Below are 17,455 nucleotides of genomic sequence, written 5' to 3' on the forward strand. Positions count from 1 at the left end.
CGCCACCACCACTTTCAGCCCTGGCGTTCCTCACCGGTCCGAGCCACGCGCCCGTCGATGCACCCGTCCCGGAATGCCGAAACGTCGACGGCCAGCCGTGCCTGCGGGCATGCTCGGCCACCGCGACGTCCGATCCGATAGACACCGGATACCGACCGGAAAACACCGACCACCTACCGGGAGGGTCGGCCTCCACTCGAGCATCCGGTCGGTTCCCCGCGGCGGCGGGCGCGGGTCACACGCTACGCGTTGCGCCCGGTGGTTCGGGGTCGGTGAAGTCGGAGCCGACCGTCGGCCCGACCCAGCGCCGCCGCGGGCACCGTGAATGCCGGGTCGAAGAACAGGAAGCTGAGCAGGCCCCCGCGGTCGGTGGCCTCGCCGCCGATGAACCGGGCCAGCACGCTCAGTTGCGGATGCCGCAGCCGCCGCAGCCCGCGATACCGTTGGCGGAACACCTCGTCCGCCAGGACGAGCGCATCCGCCCGCTCGAGCGGCGGACCGGCGAATTCGACATCGATGGGCCGGAAGGGCGCGCCGCCCGGGTCGGCGTGTGCCTGGTGCGTTGCGGGACTCGAGACGGTGCAGGTCTTCGACCATCCGATCGGCGAGCATGGCCCGCAGGATCACCCCGGCGGCGTTGAAAATGTCCGGTTCGCCGGTGCCGGTGTGTTGCTGCGACGGCAACCCGGTCGGCCAGTGGCGGGGCCGGGTGGAGACCATGCCCAGACGGTCGGCGCCCATCTGGACGGCCGGCTTGAGCGGCATGTTCAGCCGCAATCCGCCGTCGACGTACCAGCCGGCCCACGCCGGCGGGGTTCCGATGTGGATGGGCCGGAACAGCCCCGGCACCGCCGCGGACGCGAGCACGTGCTCGGGCCGCAGCTCGGTCTCCACGTAGCTGATGTTGCGGTTCGCGTCATACCGGGGCAGCTCGATCGAGGGGTGCTTCTCGACGAAGACCACGGTGCCGCCGGTCGCGACCGAGGTGGCGGCGACGGCGACCGCCTCGACGATCCCCCGCTCGATGTTTTCGTGCACCCGCTCGAACGGCACCAGCTTGGTGATGGTCTCGGTCATCCGGGTGGTGTCGAACGGGCTCGACAGTCGCACGTGCAGCCCCGCGAGCTGCCCCAGATACCGCAGGCCGCCGCCGGCGATGCTGCTGACCACTCCGAACACGTCGTCGAGCGCCACCGAACTCCACCGGGACACCACGTGTTCGGCGGCCTGGTCGAGGCCCAGATCGGCATCGGCGGCGAGACCGGTCACGGTCAGTGCACCGGCGCTGGTACCGACCAGAATCGTCGGCGGACGGCCGAGTCGGGGCAGCGGCGAGGTGATGGCGCCGGCCTCGTAGGCGCCGCGGGCGCCGCCACCCGAGACGACGAGTCCCACGCGCTCGGCCACCCGCTGACGGTAGCGAGCCGCTCTGGCCTGTGGGAGCGTTTGACTGGTTTCGGGCTGTCGCTGTGACAGCGCCCGTCGGAGGTGCGTTTTACCGTCGGCTGCGCGGTATCACACGACAGCATCCCTCCGGAACTCCTCCGGATGCGGCGACTGACGTCCCACCTCGGCATCCCTTCCCGAAACTCTCACGATCCATTGTCGGGGTGTCCACCCCAAGGGGGCAGTCTCAGTTTCGTCCTCGTTAACGCCGACCCGACACCATCGCTCACATGACCTGGACGGCTCATGGAACAGGGGAGGTGGTAACTGTCTGACCGGTGCGGAGATGGGCATCCCAACGCACGATATCCCCGCCACATTGCTTCAATCCGACGTTCAATACGTTCCGCATGTAGTCGATGCTCTCCTTGGTGGCCCTCAATTCGAGTTCGCGTCCTTCCTCGATGGGTCGACCGTTCATCGGAAGTTCGATCTCGAAGATGATCGTGTCGAGGGCCTGGGGTGCGTTCGCACGTAATTCCTGGATCAGTTTCACGCAATCGATGTCGCCCTGCCCGATCGCTGTGCCAATGGAGTGAGTACCGTCCGCGTCGACCACGATTTCGATGTCACAGAAGTGACAGCAGTAGGCATACGGTGCCATCTTCTTCACGCATTCTTCGATACCCTCCATCAGCACCAGCGAGTTCATGGTGTCGAGGCACGCGCCGATCAGGGGGTGGTGCAACTGCTCGACGACCCAGATGACCTCGTCGGCGAACAGATCGCAGTGATTTTCGAGCGCAATCTTCATTCCGTACTTCTCGATGAGTGGAATGTTCTTCTGGAACTCACGGAGGCGATCCGCCAGCTGAACGACCACGTCGGGATGCATGCAGGAACCGTAGATCGGTTTGGGACGCTCGATGTCCAAGCTGAACTTCAGCAGTGGCGCACCGATGGCATGGCCGATGTGCAATGCCGCTTCGACCGAGGCGTCCACACGCGGATCGCAGGGTGCGTTGATCGAGACATTCAGCTCGAGTTCGAGGTCGCGACTGCGTGCGGCTGCACTGACCTCGGCGAGATGTTCGGCGCTGACGTCGTTGTCGAGATCGACCAAGGTGATGTGCAGGACGTCCAATCCCCACTCCACCGCAAGGTCCATCATCTGATACAGGTCGATCTTCTTCTCGAACGCGTAATCCTGTTTGAATCCCCAGCTCTCACCATAGCCATTCAGGTGGAGCGTGTACGAGTGCATTCCGCAGCTTGAACTTCCGATCGTCATTCTTGACGATGCCCACGGGACATCTCCTTGTGCGACCTGAGGACCGGTTTACCTTCTAGCTGCGCGACGTCGCGGTCTTCGAGGGCGTAGCTACCTTGGCTTCGGCCTCGAAGGTCAAGCCGGCGCTCTGCGCGAGAGTGAGCCCGCGGGTCTCAGGTGCCATGAAATGCGAGAGAACTGCGCCGATGAGGGTGATAGCTGCGGCGATCAGCATGGTGGGTCCGATCCCCAGTCCGGTGAGTGACAGCGGCACCAGGAAGGTTCCGACGGCCGCTCCGATGCGGCTGAGCGAGGACGCCATACCCACAGCCGAACCACGAATCTCGGTGGGGAACAGCTCGTTCGGGTACACCCACTGCAGGATCTGACTGCCGCCGATGACTACTGCGTACACCGCGAACAGGGCCATGATGATCGTCGACGGCGCCTCGGGGAAGAATCCGAGGATCAACAGGGCGATCCCGGACCAGAGGAAGCTGTGAATGAGGAGAGGCCGCCTGCCCATCCGGTTCACCAGCAGCAGCGCAACGACGCAGCCGACGAGGAACAGGACGGTGATGAACGCCGATCCGAAGTGCGCTGCGTCGCCCTCGAGCTTGAGTGCACCGAGAATGGCGGGGGCAAAGGCATAGACGGCGAACAGGGGGACGATCGAACATGTCCAGAACAAGGTGATGAAGGCCATCCGCTTGCCGTAACCCGATCGCAGCAGATCCTTGACGCTGACGTTCGATCCCTCTTCCTCGGGCAGGTCGGCGATGCTGACGTGCGGTCCGAAGACTTTGCGCAGGACCTCGTTCGCCTCGTCGATTCTTCCCTTGCTGATGAGCCAGCGGGGGGACTCCGGTGTGCCGACTCGGGCGACGACGATCAAAATCGCCGGTACCGCTGCACTGGCGAGCATCCAGCGCCATGCATCGTCGTTTCCGATTTGCGCCAGGATTTCACCGGCGACGTAGGCAGCTGCCGCGCCGACGAACCACATCGCGACGAATGCGCCGAGGAACGGGCCGCGGTATTTACGGGGCGTGAACTCGGTGAGCAGCGAAGTCGCGATGGGATAGTCCGCGCCCACGGCCATACCGATCAGCAGTCGCAGGATGATCAACCAGACCACGTCCTGGACGAAGAACTGGGCCACCGAGAACACGATGATGGCGATCAGGTCGATCGTGAACAGGATCTCTCGGCCGAACTTGTCGGTCAGCCATCCGCCGGCATAGGCACCGAGCAGGATCCCGACCAGCGACGATGCGCCCACCAGGCCCTGTTCGATCGAGGACAGACTCAGTTGATCGGCGAACTGCACCATCGCGACACCGATGATGGACAGCACGTAACCATCGAGGAACGGCCCTCCCGAGGAGAACACCGCGAGCTTCTTGTGGAAGCTGGACAGTGGTGCGTCGTCCAACGGATTGGTTGTCATATCGAGCTCCTAGCTGACAGTGGTATCGACGGCGGTGCTCATGCTCCGATTCCGAAGCCGCTGCCGTTCGGGCTGGCTGGGCTGAGCTGTGATGTGCGTCTCGTTCAATACCTTAGGATGTGATCACAGATCGCACAAGCTCTGGCCGAGATATTTACGGCCGAGAAACATTCGATCCGCCAAAGCTGAGAGGCCTGAGAGGTGTCCAGGCGGTATGGAGCAGCTGGGCCCGACCGGCCACCGGTCTTTGCGGGCGAGGTCGACGCAAGCCGGCGCTGACTGCCCGAGTGCCTGCGCTCGCAGGGCGACGTGGTTGCCGTCGAGCCGACCTTCGATGATGGGGTGCACATCCGGCGCCCACCACAGGTGCCTGTCGAAGGTTTCGCGGACGCAGCGACGGTGGGCTCTCGAGGATTCGCACAGTGCGTCGATGCCGTTCTCGTTCGCCGTCGGACCGATCGAGCCGTTGCTCGAACGCTGGCCGCGGACCCCGGGGATCGGCACCGCCCGACTGTGCCGCTGCGCAGCGGCGTTCTCGGAGAACGCCTGTTCGACCTCGGTGAAGGTCGGATGTGCGCCTACCGTGGCGCGGGAGGCGTTGACGACGAGGACGTCGCGCCCCGCAGCGGCAGCAGGGTGGGTGCGTCCTGGCCGACGTGGCGAGGTGATCGGCGATCGCCTTCTGCTCGCCGAGGAACGCAGCGCGCGCCCACCTGCGCACCAGCTGAGCGAACTTGCCCAGCAGTGGCCAGTCGACGACGGGGAGCAGCCACTGCCCGACCGTGTCGAGCCCCTGAGCCATTACCGAGCGCGGCGGCAGCTCCACGCCCCAGTAGCGGCCTTTCTGGGTCGGGTTGCCCACAGCATCGCGTGCTGTTGCCCGCGCAGGTAGTCCGCCCACGACAACGCACCCGGCACGTCCGGGATCGGATCGGCCCACCCGTCATGCGCCTGCGCCCACTGTCGCACCGGCCACGGTGTGCGCACCAGCCGCCGGTGTAGCCCCGTCACACCGGATTCGGCGAGGTTCGCCACGACCAGGGCCTCGTTCTGGATGTAGCGGCGCTGTTTGCCGACCGGACGCATGTTCCACGGCCCCGGCGGCTGCACGAACCATGCCGGCGCGTGCGGGTGACGTTGCCCTCCACCCCGACCAGCGCGAGACGCATCGCCTTGCGTTCACGGTCGGCGCGGTTTTTCGCCGCCGCGGCCTGCCGGGTGAACTCCGCCTCCGGGTCGCTGCGGCCGCCGCGCTTTTTTCCGCGCCGGGTGCCCTGTGCGGTGGGTTCTGGCTCCGCGCCGGGTGCGGGGTGGGGGCGGCCCGGTTCGCTGCCATTGCCGCCGCCCACGACGGCGGCAACGCACCGGGCGCAACGATGGCCGGCTCGGGCTCGTCGAAGTTCGGATCGAACAGTGCGGCGATCTCGTTGTCGGGCTGCACAGTCATCGGGCGGACTCACCTTCGGTCGGCGTGAGGGCCTGCGCGCTGCCGGCGGCGCGGGAAATGGGGGGAATGCGGACCGTGACGGTCTGGCCGGGCTTCGGTGGGCGCGGTGCGTTCAGGTCGTTCCACGCGGCCCGGATCACCGAACGGACCGGGCGATCGGCGTTGACGAACTTCGTCACCCGCGCGGTGAGCGCGATGGTGATGACGATCATCACGACGAGGGACTTGAACCCCAGTGGCACGTGGACGACGGCGCGGGCGACGACGAAGACGGTGACCATGAATGCGGCCCCGAGCCCGAGCGCCGCGTACCGAATCCGGACCGGCAGGGTGAACCCGGTCGGGCCGAGGTAGTGCTGATCCACCCGGTGCAGCAGGTCGTCGCTGTCGATCACAGTCGGCTCCCGTCGATCGTCGATTGGTGATCGGGCACGGCAGGTCAGACCTCGATGCCGAAGAGGCTCAGAATCCAGCGGCCGATGCCGGTCGTGGCGCTCTCACTGCTCGCGAGGGAGAAGAACGCGATACCGACGAGCGACAGGCCGCCGACGGTGAAGACCTTCGACAGGTTGCCGCGCAGGCCACCGAGGAGGACGACGCACGCGATCAGGGCGAGGATCGTGAAGATGATGTTGTCGCCGATCCACGCGCGCAGCCCGCCCGTGGAGACCTCTGTCTGTTGGGCGAGTACGTCGACGCTTCCGGGCGGGGTAATCGCAAGGTCGACGACTGCGGACGAAAGGGACATGAGCACACTCCATCGCTGAGTTCGGTAGGTGCACCTGAATGTGGATGCGCACGACCGTAAGTCGATGTCGCTTTTCATCTCAACGGGGTGTCCGCGCCGGGATCGGGTCATCGACGCAGGCCAACGGAGCTGTGCGGCATCGGGAATCTCGTTTTCCAGCGGCGGGCGCGCAGCAGCGACGCGCCGCGACCGGCACGACTCGATGGTCAGCCGGTAACCAGGCGGGTGAGGGGATTCCCGCGGTGATTCGCACGACGGGGCGGCCCGTGTGTCGGCGCGGTGATCAGGACCCTATGGGGCGCAGTGGTGTGCTCGCGTATAGGCGCCGTCGAGCGTCGAGGCTATGGGTACGTACACGGGCTCTACAAGCGTGAGGTCGGGCGGTGTGCGCACGCGGTGCAGACGGCGGCGTCGGAGACTGCGCCCAGACGGGCTGTCGCGGCAGGTCCGCAGCGAGCGGATCAAGCACCCAGTGAACCGGTGCGTGGAGAAAGCGCTCAGATGCGCGGTGAAAACGGCGCCGGATTCGGCTATGGATTTCGGCGGTGGATTCGACCGCCCGAAAATACGGCTCCCACGCCCACCCCCTCCGGGGGTCACTCCCCCCGGCGTTCCTTGGGGGGAGTGTAATCCAGAATTACGCTCAGCGCCAACGCTATTCGAAAGCGCCCATGTAGAACGCTATACGCGGTGCTCGAAGCAGTGCCGCGGCGAGCACTCACCGCCACGGGTGTCCACGCGTTCCGCAGCGCTCACAACACCGCTCGATCGAGCATGCGGAACCGCCCACAGAGGCGCGCGGCGAAGCGCTCGACAGAGCACTGCCGCGAGCGCTGAAAACAGCGCCTCACAGTGCCCCGTAGAGCACTCGGTGCACGCCCCGTAGAGCGCTCCAACGAGCGTGCCGAACAGCGCTCGAACGAGCGTGCCGAACAGCGCTCGAACGAGCGTGCCGAACAGCACTCGGCAGAGCACCCGGCGCAGCGGTCGACGGCCCGATGCAACCACCGTGCACGCGGGCGGTGAACAGAGCGCCCGTCAGGGTGCCAGCCGAACGCGGTGAAGGTTCGGGAAATCCGGCCTGCAGATCGTGCACGAGAGGGGTATTCGTCGTCCCGGCCTGGGTCCGCCAGACGAGGGGGACACCCCGTTGAGGAAAATCGCGGGTTTCTGTCACTGTGCTCAACGACGCCCCGGACGGCGTTCAGGCTCGAAACGATCGAAAGGCACAGGCGGTGAGCGGACATCACGACCCACTCGAGGACTGGTTGGTCGCGACGTGGCGCGATACCTTCGGCGATTCCGGCGGCGGTCGCGCCGGCCGGGTCGGCGCGGACGGTCAGCCGACGCGCATCCGCCGGTTTACCCCGCTCTCGCCGATCGCCGTCGCCGCCGCGGGCGTTGCCGTGTACTCCCTGTGTGTGGTGTCGGCGGCCGTCGGCAACGAGACGGTCGTCCGAGGTGCTGGCGAAGCTGCACGGCTATCGGGTGCTGCTCGTTGCCGCCGCTGCCCTGCTCGTCATCGTCGACGTCCTGCGCCACCGCATGCACAGGTGGTCGCAGATGCTCGAATCGGTGGTCCGGCAGGCCACCGGGCACCTGCCGACGAAGATCGTGGTCTCGTTTCCGTCCGGGTGGCGTGTGATCCGCCGCGCGAGGATCACATTGCACCGTGGCACCGTCATTCGGCCCAAACAGTTCGAGGAGCTCTCCCGCACGATCGAGGCCGCCTTCCCCGCCACCGCACAGAGCGAGACCACGGTGCGGCATGTGGCGCACCGCGACCGCATCGTCATCACCCGAGAGTCGATCACCCCGGACACCCGCTCCATCCGTCAGCGGACACTCCAGTCCGCACTCGATGCGGCCTCGATGTTCACCGACCCGAGGGTGTCGATGAACGCCGGCGCCAGGGGCTTCCAGCTCAAAGTCGAGGAAGCCCTCGCCTCCCTGGCTGGGCAGCACGAGTCCGGCCGCAACTGGACCACCGACTGGTACCCCGACCAGGGCCACCTGGTGATGCGTCTGGTCACCGCGATGCCCTCGCGCGTCGACCACCCGCTCGCATTGGTCGACGAGAACCTGCGGCACCTGCCGTATGCGACCGGTGCCGCGGACCGAATCATGTACTGGGACGTCTCCACCAGCTCCAACAAGCCGCACTGCCTGATCGTCGGCCCGACCGGGGGCGGCAAGACGTCGGTGATCCGCACCCTGCTGACCGAGGCCGCACGCCGCGGAGTTCCGTTCGTCGGCGTCGATCCGAAGATGATCGAACTCGACGGCCTCGAGGGCTACCCCGGCTGCGGCGCGATCATCTACGACGCGCTGCGTGCGGCGATGTTCGTGCGCGCGCTGCACACCGAGATGATGGCCCGCAACGCCTACAACCACCAGATGAAGATCGAGGGCTCGCAGCTGCCGCTGATGATCGCGGTGCTCGACGAGTTCTTCATCCTCTCCGGCAAGTGGCAGCGCCTGGCCAAGACCGGCGACGACGAGACCCGCGCACAGCTCAAGGAACTCGACCCGCTCGGGGCGTGGGCCGACCTCGCCGTGCTCGCCCGTTCGGCGGGTATCCGGCTGCTGCTCGGGGTGCAGCGCCCCGACGCCAGTTTGTTCGGCGGTGCCTCGGGTAACGCGCGCGACAACTTCGGTACCCGCATCAGCCTCGGCAACCTCTCGCAGGACGGTGCGCTGATGATGTGGGGCGATTCCACCGTCGGCCGCGAGGTCGACACCTCCGTCAAGGGCCGCGGCATCGCGCTCGGTGACGACGGCAACCCCGTCGACGCGCAGATGTGGTGGACCCCGAACGTCGACCGCCACCCCAACAAGTGGAACCAGCTCGCCGAGAGCGAGAGGGCGATCATCGACGGCCTCCTGCCCACCGAGGCCCCGCAGTTCACCTGCTACTCGCGGGAGCTGGCCTCGTTCATCGAGTCCGAGCGCGCCCTGGCCACGCGGGCACGCAGGCACGGCCGCGCTCCCGCGCCGATCGTCATCGGCGCGACCGCCGCCACCGACAGTGACACGTCCACCGAGTCGCCGACTGTTAACGGCGCGCCCACCGGCGATGACGACTTCTCGGACGTCATTCCGGCCTCCGCAGTCCAGGCCGGCCAGACCGTCCTCGTCGACGACGACCACGGCGAACTCGTCACCGTCACCGTCGACTCGGTCGACGTCCGCCGCACCGCCACGGGCGATGTCACCGAGACCGTCCTCACCGTCGGCACCGGCCGCGTGAAGACCCGCATCACCTTCGACCCCACCGGCGTCGTCGTCCTCCCCGAACCCGACCTCGTTGCAGCGCCGGCGTGACCCCTCATTTGCCCGAACCGCCACCACCGAAAAGGAACACCATGAGCCGCCGCATTTCCCAGTCGATCACCCCGACCACCGAGGATGTCGCCGCGCTGCGCGGACCGTTCGTCGCCAAGGGTGCGAACGACCCCGTGATCAAGGCGCTGCGGGACTACTTCAAGGACTCGGTCCCCGCGTGGCTGGCCAAGCTCAGCGAGGAGCAGGAGCTGACCCGCGAGCGGCTCGCGGAAATCCGCGATGCCTCGTCCAAGCGTCGCGTCGTCATCGAAGCGCTGCCCGACGGAGGCGCCCGCGACACGGCCCTGGCCGAGCTGGAGACGGCCGAGGCCGTCGTCGACGACATGGACACCGCACTGGCCGGCGCCGGCGCCTTCGGGGTCAGCTGACGATGACGCCCACTGTTGATGTCGAGATCACCTCCAAAACCACGGCATCGGCCACCCTGGCGGATGCCGACGTGCCTCCGATGGATCTGGAGGCGACCGAGAGCAAGACCCTGTCCACTGTCGTGCACGAGTTCCTGCACAACATGGCGCAGGCCCAGGGCGCCGACGTCGAGGTCGTCTATCGGACGGCGAAGGACACTCGGTTCCTGACCGTCGGACCGGACGGGACGGCCGCGGAACGCGCCCCGAGCATGCCCCTGCCGATCGCCGTGCCGACGGCACCCGAACAAGTCGTGGCGGAGCCGGTCTCCACCCCGCCCGGCGGGCCGGTGGTAGTTGGGGCCGAGCAGATCGCCTACGCGGCGGCCCCGCAACCCGCGGCGCCCGCACGGGCCGCTCCGACAGAGCCGGTCACGGGCCCGCTGGACGTGCTCGGGCAGCTGTCCGCGCCCCGCGCGGACCCCGCGGCGAGCGACCCAGCCCGGCGCGGGGTGCGTGGTCGACTCAACGCCCTCCTCGGACTCGCGCTCGCACCCAAGTCGGACTCGCTCGAGATGCGACTGCGCGACGCGCAGACCACGATCGCCCGCCCGCTCCCCGAGGACGCCGTGGTCACCGTCGCCAACCTCAAGGGCGGCGTCGGCAAGACCCCGATGTCGATCAGCCTGGCCGAGACGCTGGCCGAGCACCGAGGCCCCGCCACCGTCACGTGCCTGGACCTCGGCGACGTCGGCGCCAGCTTCGCCGATCGCGTGGCCGTTCCCCCGGCCGCCGGCCAGGACGCGGCCAGCCTGGCCGGCATCGACCCCACGACCACCGACGCCCGGCCGTCCAGGCTCGCGCGGTTCCTGACCCGCCAGCCGGCCGGCTCCGACATCATCGCCGGCCGGGCCGGGGCCGACTCACCCCTGCGCTACGACGACGCCGCAGCGCTCGGGGCGATCCTCGGCCGGCACCGCGACGTCCTGGTCGCCGACACCGGCAACGCCAGCCACGCCGAGAGCTGGCGGTGGGCGATCACGGCCGCGCACGCAGTGATCGTCCCGGTCCCGCTGCGCCGCGACGCCGCCGTGGCCGCCCAGCGCAAAGGAGCGATTTCGACCCGGCGCAGGGAGGGGTCCTGCGCCGGTGGTTCGAGGAGCGGGTGCTGCCGGTCTGCGCCGACCGTGTGTTGCCGTTCGATGTGCCGGCCGTACGGGTGCTGGCCACCTACCGGGTGCTAGAGCATGCGCCGTTCGGCGACGCTCTCATCGCCGCCGTCGCGCAGGCCGCCGAGATGACGGTGGTGACACGTAATACCAAGTACGTCGAGACGTTCGGTGTCCGCTGCGTCGACCCGTGGGAGCCGACCGTCTGACGGCCCCGTCGTCGACGGGTGCGGTTCGACTCGCCAGGCCATCCCCGGGTCGGGCCGGGCACAGAATTGTGAGTTGCGTTCCAGTGTTGTCGTTTTGCGTGATCGACACAGCTCGTCGGTGGAAGGACCCATCTACGGGGCTGGGAGGTCAGATGAACCTGCAGTACAACGCCGGACTCACCCTGGAGCAGCGGTGTCAGATCCGCCAGGCGCAGGGGTACGTCGATGATCACCGGTGAGAGAGATCGATGCAGCCGGCGAGGTCGCGCGGGATGTCCCGGAGGTGGAGATCCCGCATGAGGGGATCGACCGGGCCTGCGATGCCATCTCGATGTCGGCGGCGAGCATCGTGGACCCGGTGGTCGAGCAGATCGGGCCCGCTGTGATCGGAGGGGTGGTTGCCGGAGATGCCGGCGTCGGTTTCGGGCTGCCCGTTCATACTGGAGTATGATTGCAGTATGACGACGAGGTTCACGATCAGTTTGCCCGACGAGGACGCTCGCGTCCTCGACGCGTACGTTCGCGACCACGGTCTGGGTGGCCGGTCGGCGGGGATTCGAGCCGCGGTTCGGATGCTCGGAGAGGTGGGTCTCGAGCGCGATTACGCGGCGGCTTTCGTCGAGGGTGGTGTCGACGACGACTGGGACGTCACTTCGGCAGATGAGGAATGATCCGCCGGGGTCAGGTGCACTGGGTTGATCTTGATCCGGCGCAGGGTAGCGAAGCGGCCAAGCGTCGACCCGCTGTTGTGGTCAGTAATGATCGCGCCAACGCGACGGCGGAGCGGCTCGGTCAGGGGGTGGTCACTGTGGTGCCGTTGACGAGTAACACGGCACATGTGTTCGCGTTTCAGGTTCTCGTCGAACCTGACGAATCGGGTATGCCGCGTGAGTCGAAGGCTCAAGCGGAACAGGTGCGTTCGGTTTCGGTGCGTCGTCTCGACGGTGACCCGGTCGGGAAGCTCTCGACGAGAACGCGTACCGCGCTCGACGAGGCTCTGCGGCTGCATCTCGATCTGCACTGAGTCGCATCCCTGCGGTCGGTCTGACGGGTTCATCAGGTGGGCACCCGTCGCACTTTCGTGGCGGCCGTTCCGATCCCGCCGCGCGGCCCTGCCCACGGTGAACTCGGAGAAGTCCGCGAGAGGCGCAGCGCTCTCGACTCTTTTTCTCTTCTCGCCCGGGCCCCGGGTCTGGGAGGTCCGTGACAACCCGTCGAGGACCGATGTCGAGGACCGATGTCGGTGACGGTGTTGGCGATGAGCGGCGCGTTCGGGCGGGTGCAGACCGCCAGCGTCGATGCTGTGGTGTGCCCGGGCAGCGTGATCGCAGTGGCGGCTCTCCTCGCTCACGATGAGTGTCGCAGCGCTTCGCCGTGCGCCTGTTTCGCGGCGCGCACCGAGATCCGGTCGGGAGCGACGTGCTTCGGAGCCGCTGTGAGCCAGGATGTGCCGTCCCCGTCCGCCAGGAGCAGTTGCGCATCCCGTTGTCCGAGGCCGATTGCGGCGTCGATAAAGGCGCCGTCGAAGAGCAGGTAGCTGAGAAGGTCTCCTCGGCGGGCCCCGTCACCGCCGAGGAGCCGTCCCAGCAACGGCAGGTCCGGGTTCCGGATGGTGCGCAGTGCACCGCCCGGCCAGCGGTATCGGTCATCAAACGAGGTTGCGGCGAGGGCGCCGAGGGTACCGCGTTCCTCGGGGCCGAAGAACCGGTATGGCACATCGACATAGCGGCGTTGGCTGGCGCCGGTGCGGCGTCCGTCCGCGACGAGTTCGTTGATCTTGCCGAGCGTGCGGAGGTCTTCGACCATGCGGTCGACCAGGGCGGCGTCCAGCACCCGCACCATCATGTCGTCCACATCCGGTGGTCCCTGCTCCCCGCCGGTGGCCGGGGATGCGGGGTACACCGCGGGGTGGGTCGCGACCACGATCAGCCGTCCGCAGCCCAGAGACAACGCCGGTTTGAGGGGAGCGTTCAGCCGGATCCCGCCGTCCGCGTACCAGCCGCGTGCAGTGTCGGGGGTGGAGACCTCGACCGCGGGGAACAATGCAGGAATCGCGGCGGAGGCGCGGACGTGCTCGGCGGTGATTCGCACTCCGAGGTAGTCGATCGGACGGGTGGTGTCCGACGGCGGTAGCGGGTCGGCACGGTTCCCGTCGACGAAGATCACCGTCCGGTTGGTCGCGGCGGAGGTCGTCACCACCGCCAGCGACGCCTTGCCGCCGTCGAGGTTGGCGGCGAGCTGTGTCCAATCGACCAACCGGTGCGCGGTCCGGGCCAGCGGTGCGGTGTCGACCAGGCTCGTCAGCCGCATCCCCGGTATTCGGCAGAGCTGACCGGCCCACCGGGCGATGGTGCCGGGCCCGGTCCGCAACAACGGCCGGAACACGTCGTCGATCTGAACGCTGCGCCACACCGCGAGCGCGGTGTCGGCTTGCTCGTCCGCCGGAAGGTGCGCGCCCGCGGCGAACAGGGTCGCATTGATTGCTCCGGCGCTGGTCCCGATGAACAGATCCGGTTCGTGGCCGGCGGATCGCAGGAATGGCACGACGACCGACAGCACGCCTGCCTCGTATGCCCCGCGCGCTCCGGCGCCGGCCACCACCACGGCGATCCGGGACGAATCGGGGCGATGCCCCCTGGCCGCACTTGACGGTGGATATTGCATGAGCGATCCTTTCCTTCGGCCGATCCCCGTCATTGCCGCCCCTCCGGCGGCGGCCGCCCGAGAGGCAGTGCCGGACGTGCCGCGGCGGCCGCCCGACAGACAGTGCCGGACGTGCAGCGGCACCGAATAGGACATGTTCGCGCCTGGCGTCCCGGCGAGGCCCGCCAGTTCAGTAATGACCGCTGGGGCGGCGGTTAAACCTGCCGTGGTAGCCCGGTCACCGTGTCGCGGGAAGGGGGCGCAGGATCGGCGGGAGGCGCTGATTCTGGGGATCGATTGCGGTCGAACTGGCAGTGCGCCACCTCGACCTGGTCGCTTCGAAAGCACACGGGGCTGGAATCTCCCGGCTCGAGCTGAACTGGATCTGATTGGATTACTGGTAGGGCCGAGGGGATGGTAGAACCTGGTGCAGTCGCTTGGGGAACTCGACGATCGCGCCGCGCTCGTTCCTCGCGTTGACGTCGGAGGTGGACCTGTCGACCACGGGCGGCGGAGCGAAGGTCGCGAAGTTCATTCTCGGTGCAGGTTGCGCTCACGGAAACTTGAATGAGGGGCGTTTTCGTTCAAGTAACACCCCTGTTGCTTGAATGGCATCTGGTGCGTCAAGGCCTGTGATCAGGCGAGTTCACCGAGACGCTGCGGCGCCTGTCCTCGAGGGCGGTGTCGGATCGGCAGTGGTTCGAGTTCCTGTACGCCTGGTACCCGATGTCGGAGGAGCAGGGCCGCTCCCGCACGATCGCGACCCGTGTGCGTGAGGAGTTGGTGTTGATGTCCTCCGGTGTGGCCGGGGTGCTGCCGTACGGCGCCTTGGTCGATGGTCCGAGAGTGTCGTCCGACCGCTACGTCACCGTCGATCCGACGTGGCTTTCTCCCGAGTCGGTATCGCCGGTCTTCGGTGCGGGTTCATTGCAGAGGTGACGGGTTTAATGGCTTGGCCGGGTGCCGAGTCATACAAAATCTTGTATATTGGTGGTGGAAGAAGATCCAGTTCCTGGGTCCGCGCTGGAGGATCTTCGTGGATTCCCCGCTGCGGTTCGTCGTCGGTGCGGTTATCAACTCGACCGCGTTCAGCAGGGGCTCGCGCCGACGGACTGGAAACCGATGGTGAGTGTGGGTTCTGGTGTGCAGGAGATACGGGTACGCGATCGATCGGGAGCTTTCCGCGTCATCTACGTGGCGAAATTCGCAGACCGGGTGGTTTCCTGCACTGCTTCCAGAAGAAGACTCAGAAAACGTCGGCGGCGGACTTGGCTCTCGCGACGAAGCGGTACCAGCAGGTGATAGCGGACGACAGGAATGGTGAGCACTGATGAGCGATGAAATCTATGGCAGCGTATGGGATGCCATCGAGGACACTCCGCAGGAGGCGGAGAACATGCGACTGCGGTCGAATCTGCTGATCGCGCTGTCTCGGCGCATCGAGACCGAAGGATGGACCCAGAAAAACGCGGCCGCCCGGCTTGGTGTGACGCAGCCGCGGGTGTCGGATCTGATTCGCGGCAAGATCGACCTGTTCAGTCTGGATGCTTTGGTCAACATGGTCTCGGCCGCTGGACTCCACGTCGATATGACGGTGAGGGCGGCCGCGTAGCACCGGAGGCCTGACCCGAGGGCTGTACGGAGATTTCGGGTCGGACTTGTGGGCAACCCCAACGGCGGAATCTGCACCGCCCAAACACATCTGAACCCGGTCCGGAGGTCGGCACGGCCGATGATGGTGGGTGTGGACGAGGTAACCACCACCGGCGGGGTCGGGGCGGGGTTGGCGGATTTCGCTGGGCGTGTGTGCGGGTCTGCTGGTGGGTTCTTCTGTTATGTGCCGGCGGTGATGGTGTGGCAGCACTTTTTTCGTTGTTCCGCGACCTCGGGTGTATCCGCATGGTTCGTTTACGTCGTTCGGGTCGGATCCGCCGCCGGCCGGGTATTGGGTGAGTTGGGCGGCACGGGCGGTGCTGGTTGTGGTGTTCGGATTGGTGACGGTTTCGTGGCGGCCCGCCCGGTAGTTCGCTGTGCCGTTGGTAGTGCGCGTTCGTGCTGATGGCGGCAATGGTGGCGTGGATCTTCATGTCGATAGAGCCGTTCTTCACCCCCGACTGAACTTGCCATTCGGGTTGTTCGGTGTCGAGGGCGTCGGTGTGAGTGCGAGTGTATTCGGTTGTCGTTGAGGCGGATGGGGATGCGGTGGGCGGGGTCTGGGGTGGGCCTGTGGGCGAGTTCGCGTCTGGTGGTGCTCGCGCATCTCGCTGATGGGCAGGGATGCGAGGTCGGTGAGGATCTGAGCGATCCCCGCCCCGTCGGCGCACCCCGGACGCCGTCCGGTTCGACGAACGGGAGCAGCGACTGACCCAGCTCCCCGAACGTCGGCACGCGCACGCGAGCTGAACCGACAGGCAGGCGCACGTTCATTTCGCCGATTCGGCATACCGGGAGTGAACACCGACCGCCCCGTACCGGGAGGCAGTGGGGGCGTCTGGCGGGCGTGCAGGTCCGAGTGGGAACGGGGCGACATGGCATTGGTCGAGTTGTCCGCGTCGGAGGAGGGGGAGTGGGTGCTGCGGACCGCGGCGGCGTTCTGGCCGACGCCCCGATCTCGGCGGAGCAGCTGGCGCAGGTGGTGGGGCTCGATCCGGTGCGGCGGCGGTACCCCCGCCGAGGCGCTGATCTTGCTGGACTTCTTCCTCGGCGTCGATCGTCTGGCCCCGCCGGACGTACCTACCGGCAAGTAGTCGGCAGTTGCCGAAGATACTGACGGACAGGTGGATTGGCGCAGTTCTCCGTTATGGTGTACAACTTCATGAGCCAGTCAATGTGAAGCAGTTCACATCATCTGTGACGGGGTACGGGTATCACGCCGTGACTGTTCCCCTCGCCGGTGACCTTCGACGAAAGAGGACGCAGTGCCGACAGCCTCGACCCTCCGGACTACCCCGATCGCCGCACGCCCGCCCCGCGGTGGTGGGTCGATGAGCACCGCGGAGATCAAGTCGAGGATCGAGGCCATGTTCGCCGACCGCCGTCCGGTCGGCTCGTCGGTCGCACGCTAGAAACGAGGGGGAGACACCGTGAATGTGCTGTTGCTGATGATGTTGTTGCTGACCGCGTTCGCCGCGGTTGTGGCGATGCAGACCGACGAGCAGTCGAACTTCCGCCGCTGACCTGCGGGCCTTCGGAGTCCATCGAAACGACCGGGAAACTATCTCGTTCTGGCACGTCGTGTCGATGGAGTCGTCGAACGAGTCGAGCAGAGCGAACGCCGGATCATCCGTGGTCGGTCCCGGGTGGCCGTGTCTGCGGCCGGCCACCAACTATGGCCGCGAACAAGAACGAGCAGGCGCACCTGGATAGACCTCTCGGTCGACATTGCCGAGTTCTCGGCGTCGGCAGCTCACTTTTGAACCTTCGTGTGAAATTCTTGATAGA

Annotated in this window: 18 protein-coding genes and 2 pseudogenes; 13 read left to right on the forward strand and 7 right to left on the reverse strand. The window is 66.8% G+C overall.

All coding sequences use genetic code 11. The features are described from left to right. Positions 1 to 30: 30 nt before the first annotated feature. The 4 genes from CJ179_RS34225 to CJ179_RS53135 form a co-directional block, all read right to left on the reverse strand. Positions 31 to 1,407, reverse strand: a complete 1,377-nt coding sequence (locus tag CJ179_RS34225; protein ID WP_306454260.1) for a patatin-like phospholipase family protein — start codon at positions 1,405 to 1,407, stop codon at positions 31 to 33. 283 nt (positions 1,408 to 1,690) lie between these two features. Continuing rightward, positions 1,691 to 2,677, reverse strand: a complete 987-nt coding sequence (locus CJ179_RS34230; RefSeq protein WP_218834857.1) for a sugar phosphate isomerase/epimerase — start codon at positions 2,675 to 2,677, stop codon at positions 1,691 to 1,693. 55 nt (positions 2,678 to 2,732) lie between these two features. Then, entirely contained in the window at positions 2,733 to 4,106 is a 1,374-nt protein-coding gene (locus CJ179_RS34235; RefSeq protein WP_095864305.1) for an MFS transporter, read from the reverse strand. 801 nt (positions 4,107 to 4,907) lie between these two features. After that, entirely contained in the window at positions 4,908 to 5,216 is a 309-nt protein-coding gene (locus CJ179_RS53135; RefSeq protein ID WP_257015914.1) for a hypothetical protein, read from the reverse strand. Between the two features lie 5 nt (positions 5,217 to 5,221). Here CJ179_RS53135 and CJ179_RS53140 point away from each other — a divergent pair, with 5 nt between their 5' ends. After that, positions 5,222 to 5,581, forward strand: a complete 360-nt coding sequence (locus tag CJ179_RS53140) for a hypothetical protein (RefSeq protein ID WP_257015915.1) — start codon at positions 5,222 to 5,224, stop codon at positions 5,579 to 5,581. Here CJ179_RS53140 and CJ179_RS34245 read toward each other — a convergent pair. Together CJ179_RS34245 and CJ179_RS34250 are read right to left on the reverse strand one after the other, a co-directional pair. Next, the gene (locus CJ179_RS34245) at positions 5,550 to 5,948 is read right to left on the reverse strand and encodes a hypothetical protein (protein ID WP_095864306.1); all 399 of its coding nucleotides are present in this window, start codon (positions 5,946 to 5,948) and stop codon (positions 5,550 to 5,552) included. The genes CJ179_RS53140 and CJ179_RS34245 overlap by 32 nt on opposite strands. A gap of 44 nt (positions 5,949 to 5,992) precedes the next feature. Then, a complete protein-coding gene (locus CJ179_RS34250) occupies positions 5,993 to 6,301 on the reverse strand; it encodes a hypothetical protein (RefSeq protein ID WP_095864370.1) in 309 nt (102 codons plus the stop codon). Positions 6,302 to 7,536: 1,235 nt separating this feature from the next. Between CJ179_RS34250 and CJ179_RS34255 the strand changes: the two are divergent. The 7 genes and pseudogenes from CJ179_RS34255 (at position 7,537) to CJ179_RS34285 (ending at position 12,395) form a co-directional block, all read left to right on the forward strand. Continuing rightward, positions 7,537 to 9,625, forward strand: a pseudogene (locus tag CJ179_RS34255) (type IV secretory system conjugative DNA transfer family protein). Between the two features lie 41 nt (positions 9,626 to 9,666). Next, positions 9,667 to 10,014 (forward strand): hypothetical protein, encoded by a 348-nt coding sequence (locus CJ179_RS34260; RefSeq protein ID WP_095864307.1) that lies wholly within the window; start codon positions 9,667 to 9,669, stop codon positions 10,012 to 10,014. Positions 10,015 to 10,016: 2 nt separating this feature from the next. Then, positions 10,017 to 11,237, forward strand: a complete 1,221-nt coding sequence (locus tag CJ179_RS34265) for a ParA family protein (RefSeq protein ID WP_257015916.1) — start codon at positions 10,017 to 10,019, stop codon at positions 11,235 to 11,237. Then, positions 11,213 to 11,371, forward strand: coding sequence for a hypothetical protein (locus CJ179_RS53145; RefSeq protein ID WP_257015917.1), 159 nt, complete (start codon positions 11,213 to 11,215; stop codon positions 11,369 to 11,371). Before CJ179_RS34265 ends, CJ179_RS53145 begins: the two co-directional genes overlap by 25 nt. A gap of 235 nt (positions 11,372 to 11,606) precedes the next feature. After that, on the forward strand, positions 11,607 to 11,822 hold the full coding sequence (locus tag CJ179_RS34275; RefSeq protein WP_095864308.1) for a hypothetical protein: 216 nt from the start codon (positions 11,607 to 11,609) through the stop codon (positions 11,820 to 11,822). A 7-nt stretch (positions 11,823 to 11,829) separates the two neighbouring features. Beyond that, the gene (locus tag CJ179_RS34280) at positions 11,830 to 12,042 is read left to right on the forward strand and encodes a ribbon-helix-helix domain-containing protein (protein ID WP_095864309.1); all 213 of its coding nucleotides are present in this window, start codon (positions 11,830 to 11,832) and stop codon (positions 12,040 to 12,042) included. Further along, positions 12,039 to 12,395 carry a type II toxin-antitoxin system PemK/MazF family toxin gene (locus CJ179_RS34285; protein ID WP_095864310.1) on the forward strand — a complete coding sequence of 119 codons (357 nt, stop codon included), beginning with the start codon at positions 12,039 to 12,041 and terminating at the stop codon, positions 12,393 to 12,395. The genes CJ179_RS34280 and CJ179_RS34285 overlap by 4 nt, the downstream gene beginning before the upstream one ends. Positions 12,396 to 12,718: 323 nt before the next feature. Here the strand turns inward: CJ179_RS34285 and CJ179_RS34290 are convergent, their stop codons facing one another. Continuing rightward, a complete protein-coding gene (locus CJ179_RS34290) occupies positions 12,719 to 14,035 on the reverse strand; it encodes a patatin-like phospholipase family protein (protein WP_095864311.1) in 1,317 nt (438 codons plus the stop codon). Positions 14,036 to 14,695: 660 nt separating this feature from the next. Between CJ179_RS34290 and CJ179_RS34295 the strand changes: the two genes are divergently transcribed. The 5 genes and pseudogenes from CJ179_RS34295 (at position 14,696) to CJ179_RS51605 (ending at position 17,079) form a co-directional block, all read left to right on the forward strand. Next, the gene (locus tag CJ179_RS34295) at positions 14,696 to 14,953 is read left to right on the forward strand and encodes a hypothetical protein (RefSeq protein WP_095864312.1); all 258 of its coding nucleotides are present in this window, start codon (positions 14,696 to 14,698) and stop codon (positions 14,951 to 14,953) included. Between the two features lie 54 nt (positions 14,954 to 15,007). After that, positions 15,008 to 15,345, forward strand: a pseudogene (locus CJ179_RS34300) (type II toxin-antitoxin system RelE/ParE family toxin). Then, complete coding sequence (locus CJ179_RS34305) at positions 15,345 to 15,626, forward strand: helix-turn-helix domain-containing protein (protein ID WP_072950595.1); 282 nt, start codon at positions 15,345 to 15,347, stop codon at positions 15,624 to 15,626. Before CJ179_RS34300 ends, CJ179_RS34305 begins: the two are co-directional and overlap by 1 nt. A 916-nt stretch (positions 15,627 to 16,542) precedes the next feature. Further along, entirely contained in the window at positions 16,543 to 16,761 is a 219-nt protein-coding gene (locus tag CJ179_RS34325; protein ID WP_095864313.1) for a hypothetical protein, read from the forward strand. 171 nt (positions 16,762 to 16,932) lie between these two features. Further along, positions 16,933 to 17,079, forward strand: coding sequence for a hypothetical protein (locus tag CJ179_RS51605; RefSeq protein ID WP_179377730.1), 147 nt, complete (start codon positions 16,933 to 16,935; stop codon positions 17,077 to 17,079). Positions 17,080 to 17,455: the final 376 nt, after the last annotated feature.

It is taken from the genome of Rhodococcus sp. ACS1, from assembly GCF_002300155.1.
GTDB classification, from domain to species: Bacteria; Actinomycetota; Actinomycetes; order Mycobacteriales; family Mycobacteriaceae; genus Rhodococcus_F; species Rhodococcus_F koreensis.

Bases quoted from the DNA above. Each gene is read 5' to 3' on its own strand.
- CJ179_RS34230 (WP_218834857.1), bottom strand. From the start codon at position 2,677: ATGACGATCGGAAGTTCAAGCTGCGGAATGCACTCGTACACGCTCCAC.
- CJ179_RS34235 (WP_095864305.1), bottom strand. From the start codon at position 4,106: ATGACAACCAATCCGTTGGACGACGCACCACTGTCCAGCTTCCACAAG.
- CJ179_RS53140 (WP_257015915.1), top strand. From the start codon at position 5,222: ATGCCGGCGCGTGCGGGTGACGTTGCCCTCCACCCCGACCAGCGCGAG.
- CJ179_RS34250 (WP_095864370.1), bottom strand. From the start codon at position 6,301: ATGTCCCTTTCGTCCGCAGTCGTCGACCTTGCGATTACCCCGCCCGGA.
- CJ179_RS34260 (WP_095864307.1), top strand. From the start codon at position 9,667: ATGAGCCGCCGCATTTCCCAGTCGATCACCCCGACCACCGAGGATGTC.
- CJ179_RS34265 (WP_257015916.1), top strand. From the start codon at position 10,017: ATGACGCCCACTGTTGATGTCGAGATCACCTCCAAAACCACGGCATCG.
- CJ179_RS34280 (WP_095864309.1), top strand. From the start codon at position 11,830: ATGACGACGAGGTTCACGATCAGTTTGCCCGACGAGGACGCTCGCGTC.
- CJ179_RS34285 (WP_095864310.1), top strand. From the start codon at position 12,039: ATGATCCGCCGGGGTCAGGTGCACTGGGTTGATCTTGATCCGGCGCAG.
- CJ179_RS34290 (WP_095864311.1), bottom strand. From the start codon at position 14,035: ATGCAATATCCACCGTCAAGTGCGGCCAGGGGGCATCGCCCCGATTCG.
- CJ179_RS34305 (WP_072950595.1), top strand. From the start codon at position 15,345: ATGAGCGATGAAATCTATGGCAGCGTATGGGATGCCATCGAGGACACT.
- CJ179_RS34325 (WP_095864313.1), top strand. From the start codon at position 16,543: ATGGCATTGGTCGAGTTGTCCGCGTCGGAGGAGGGGGAGTGGGTGCTG.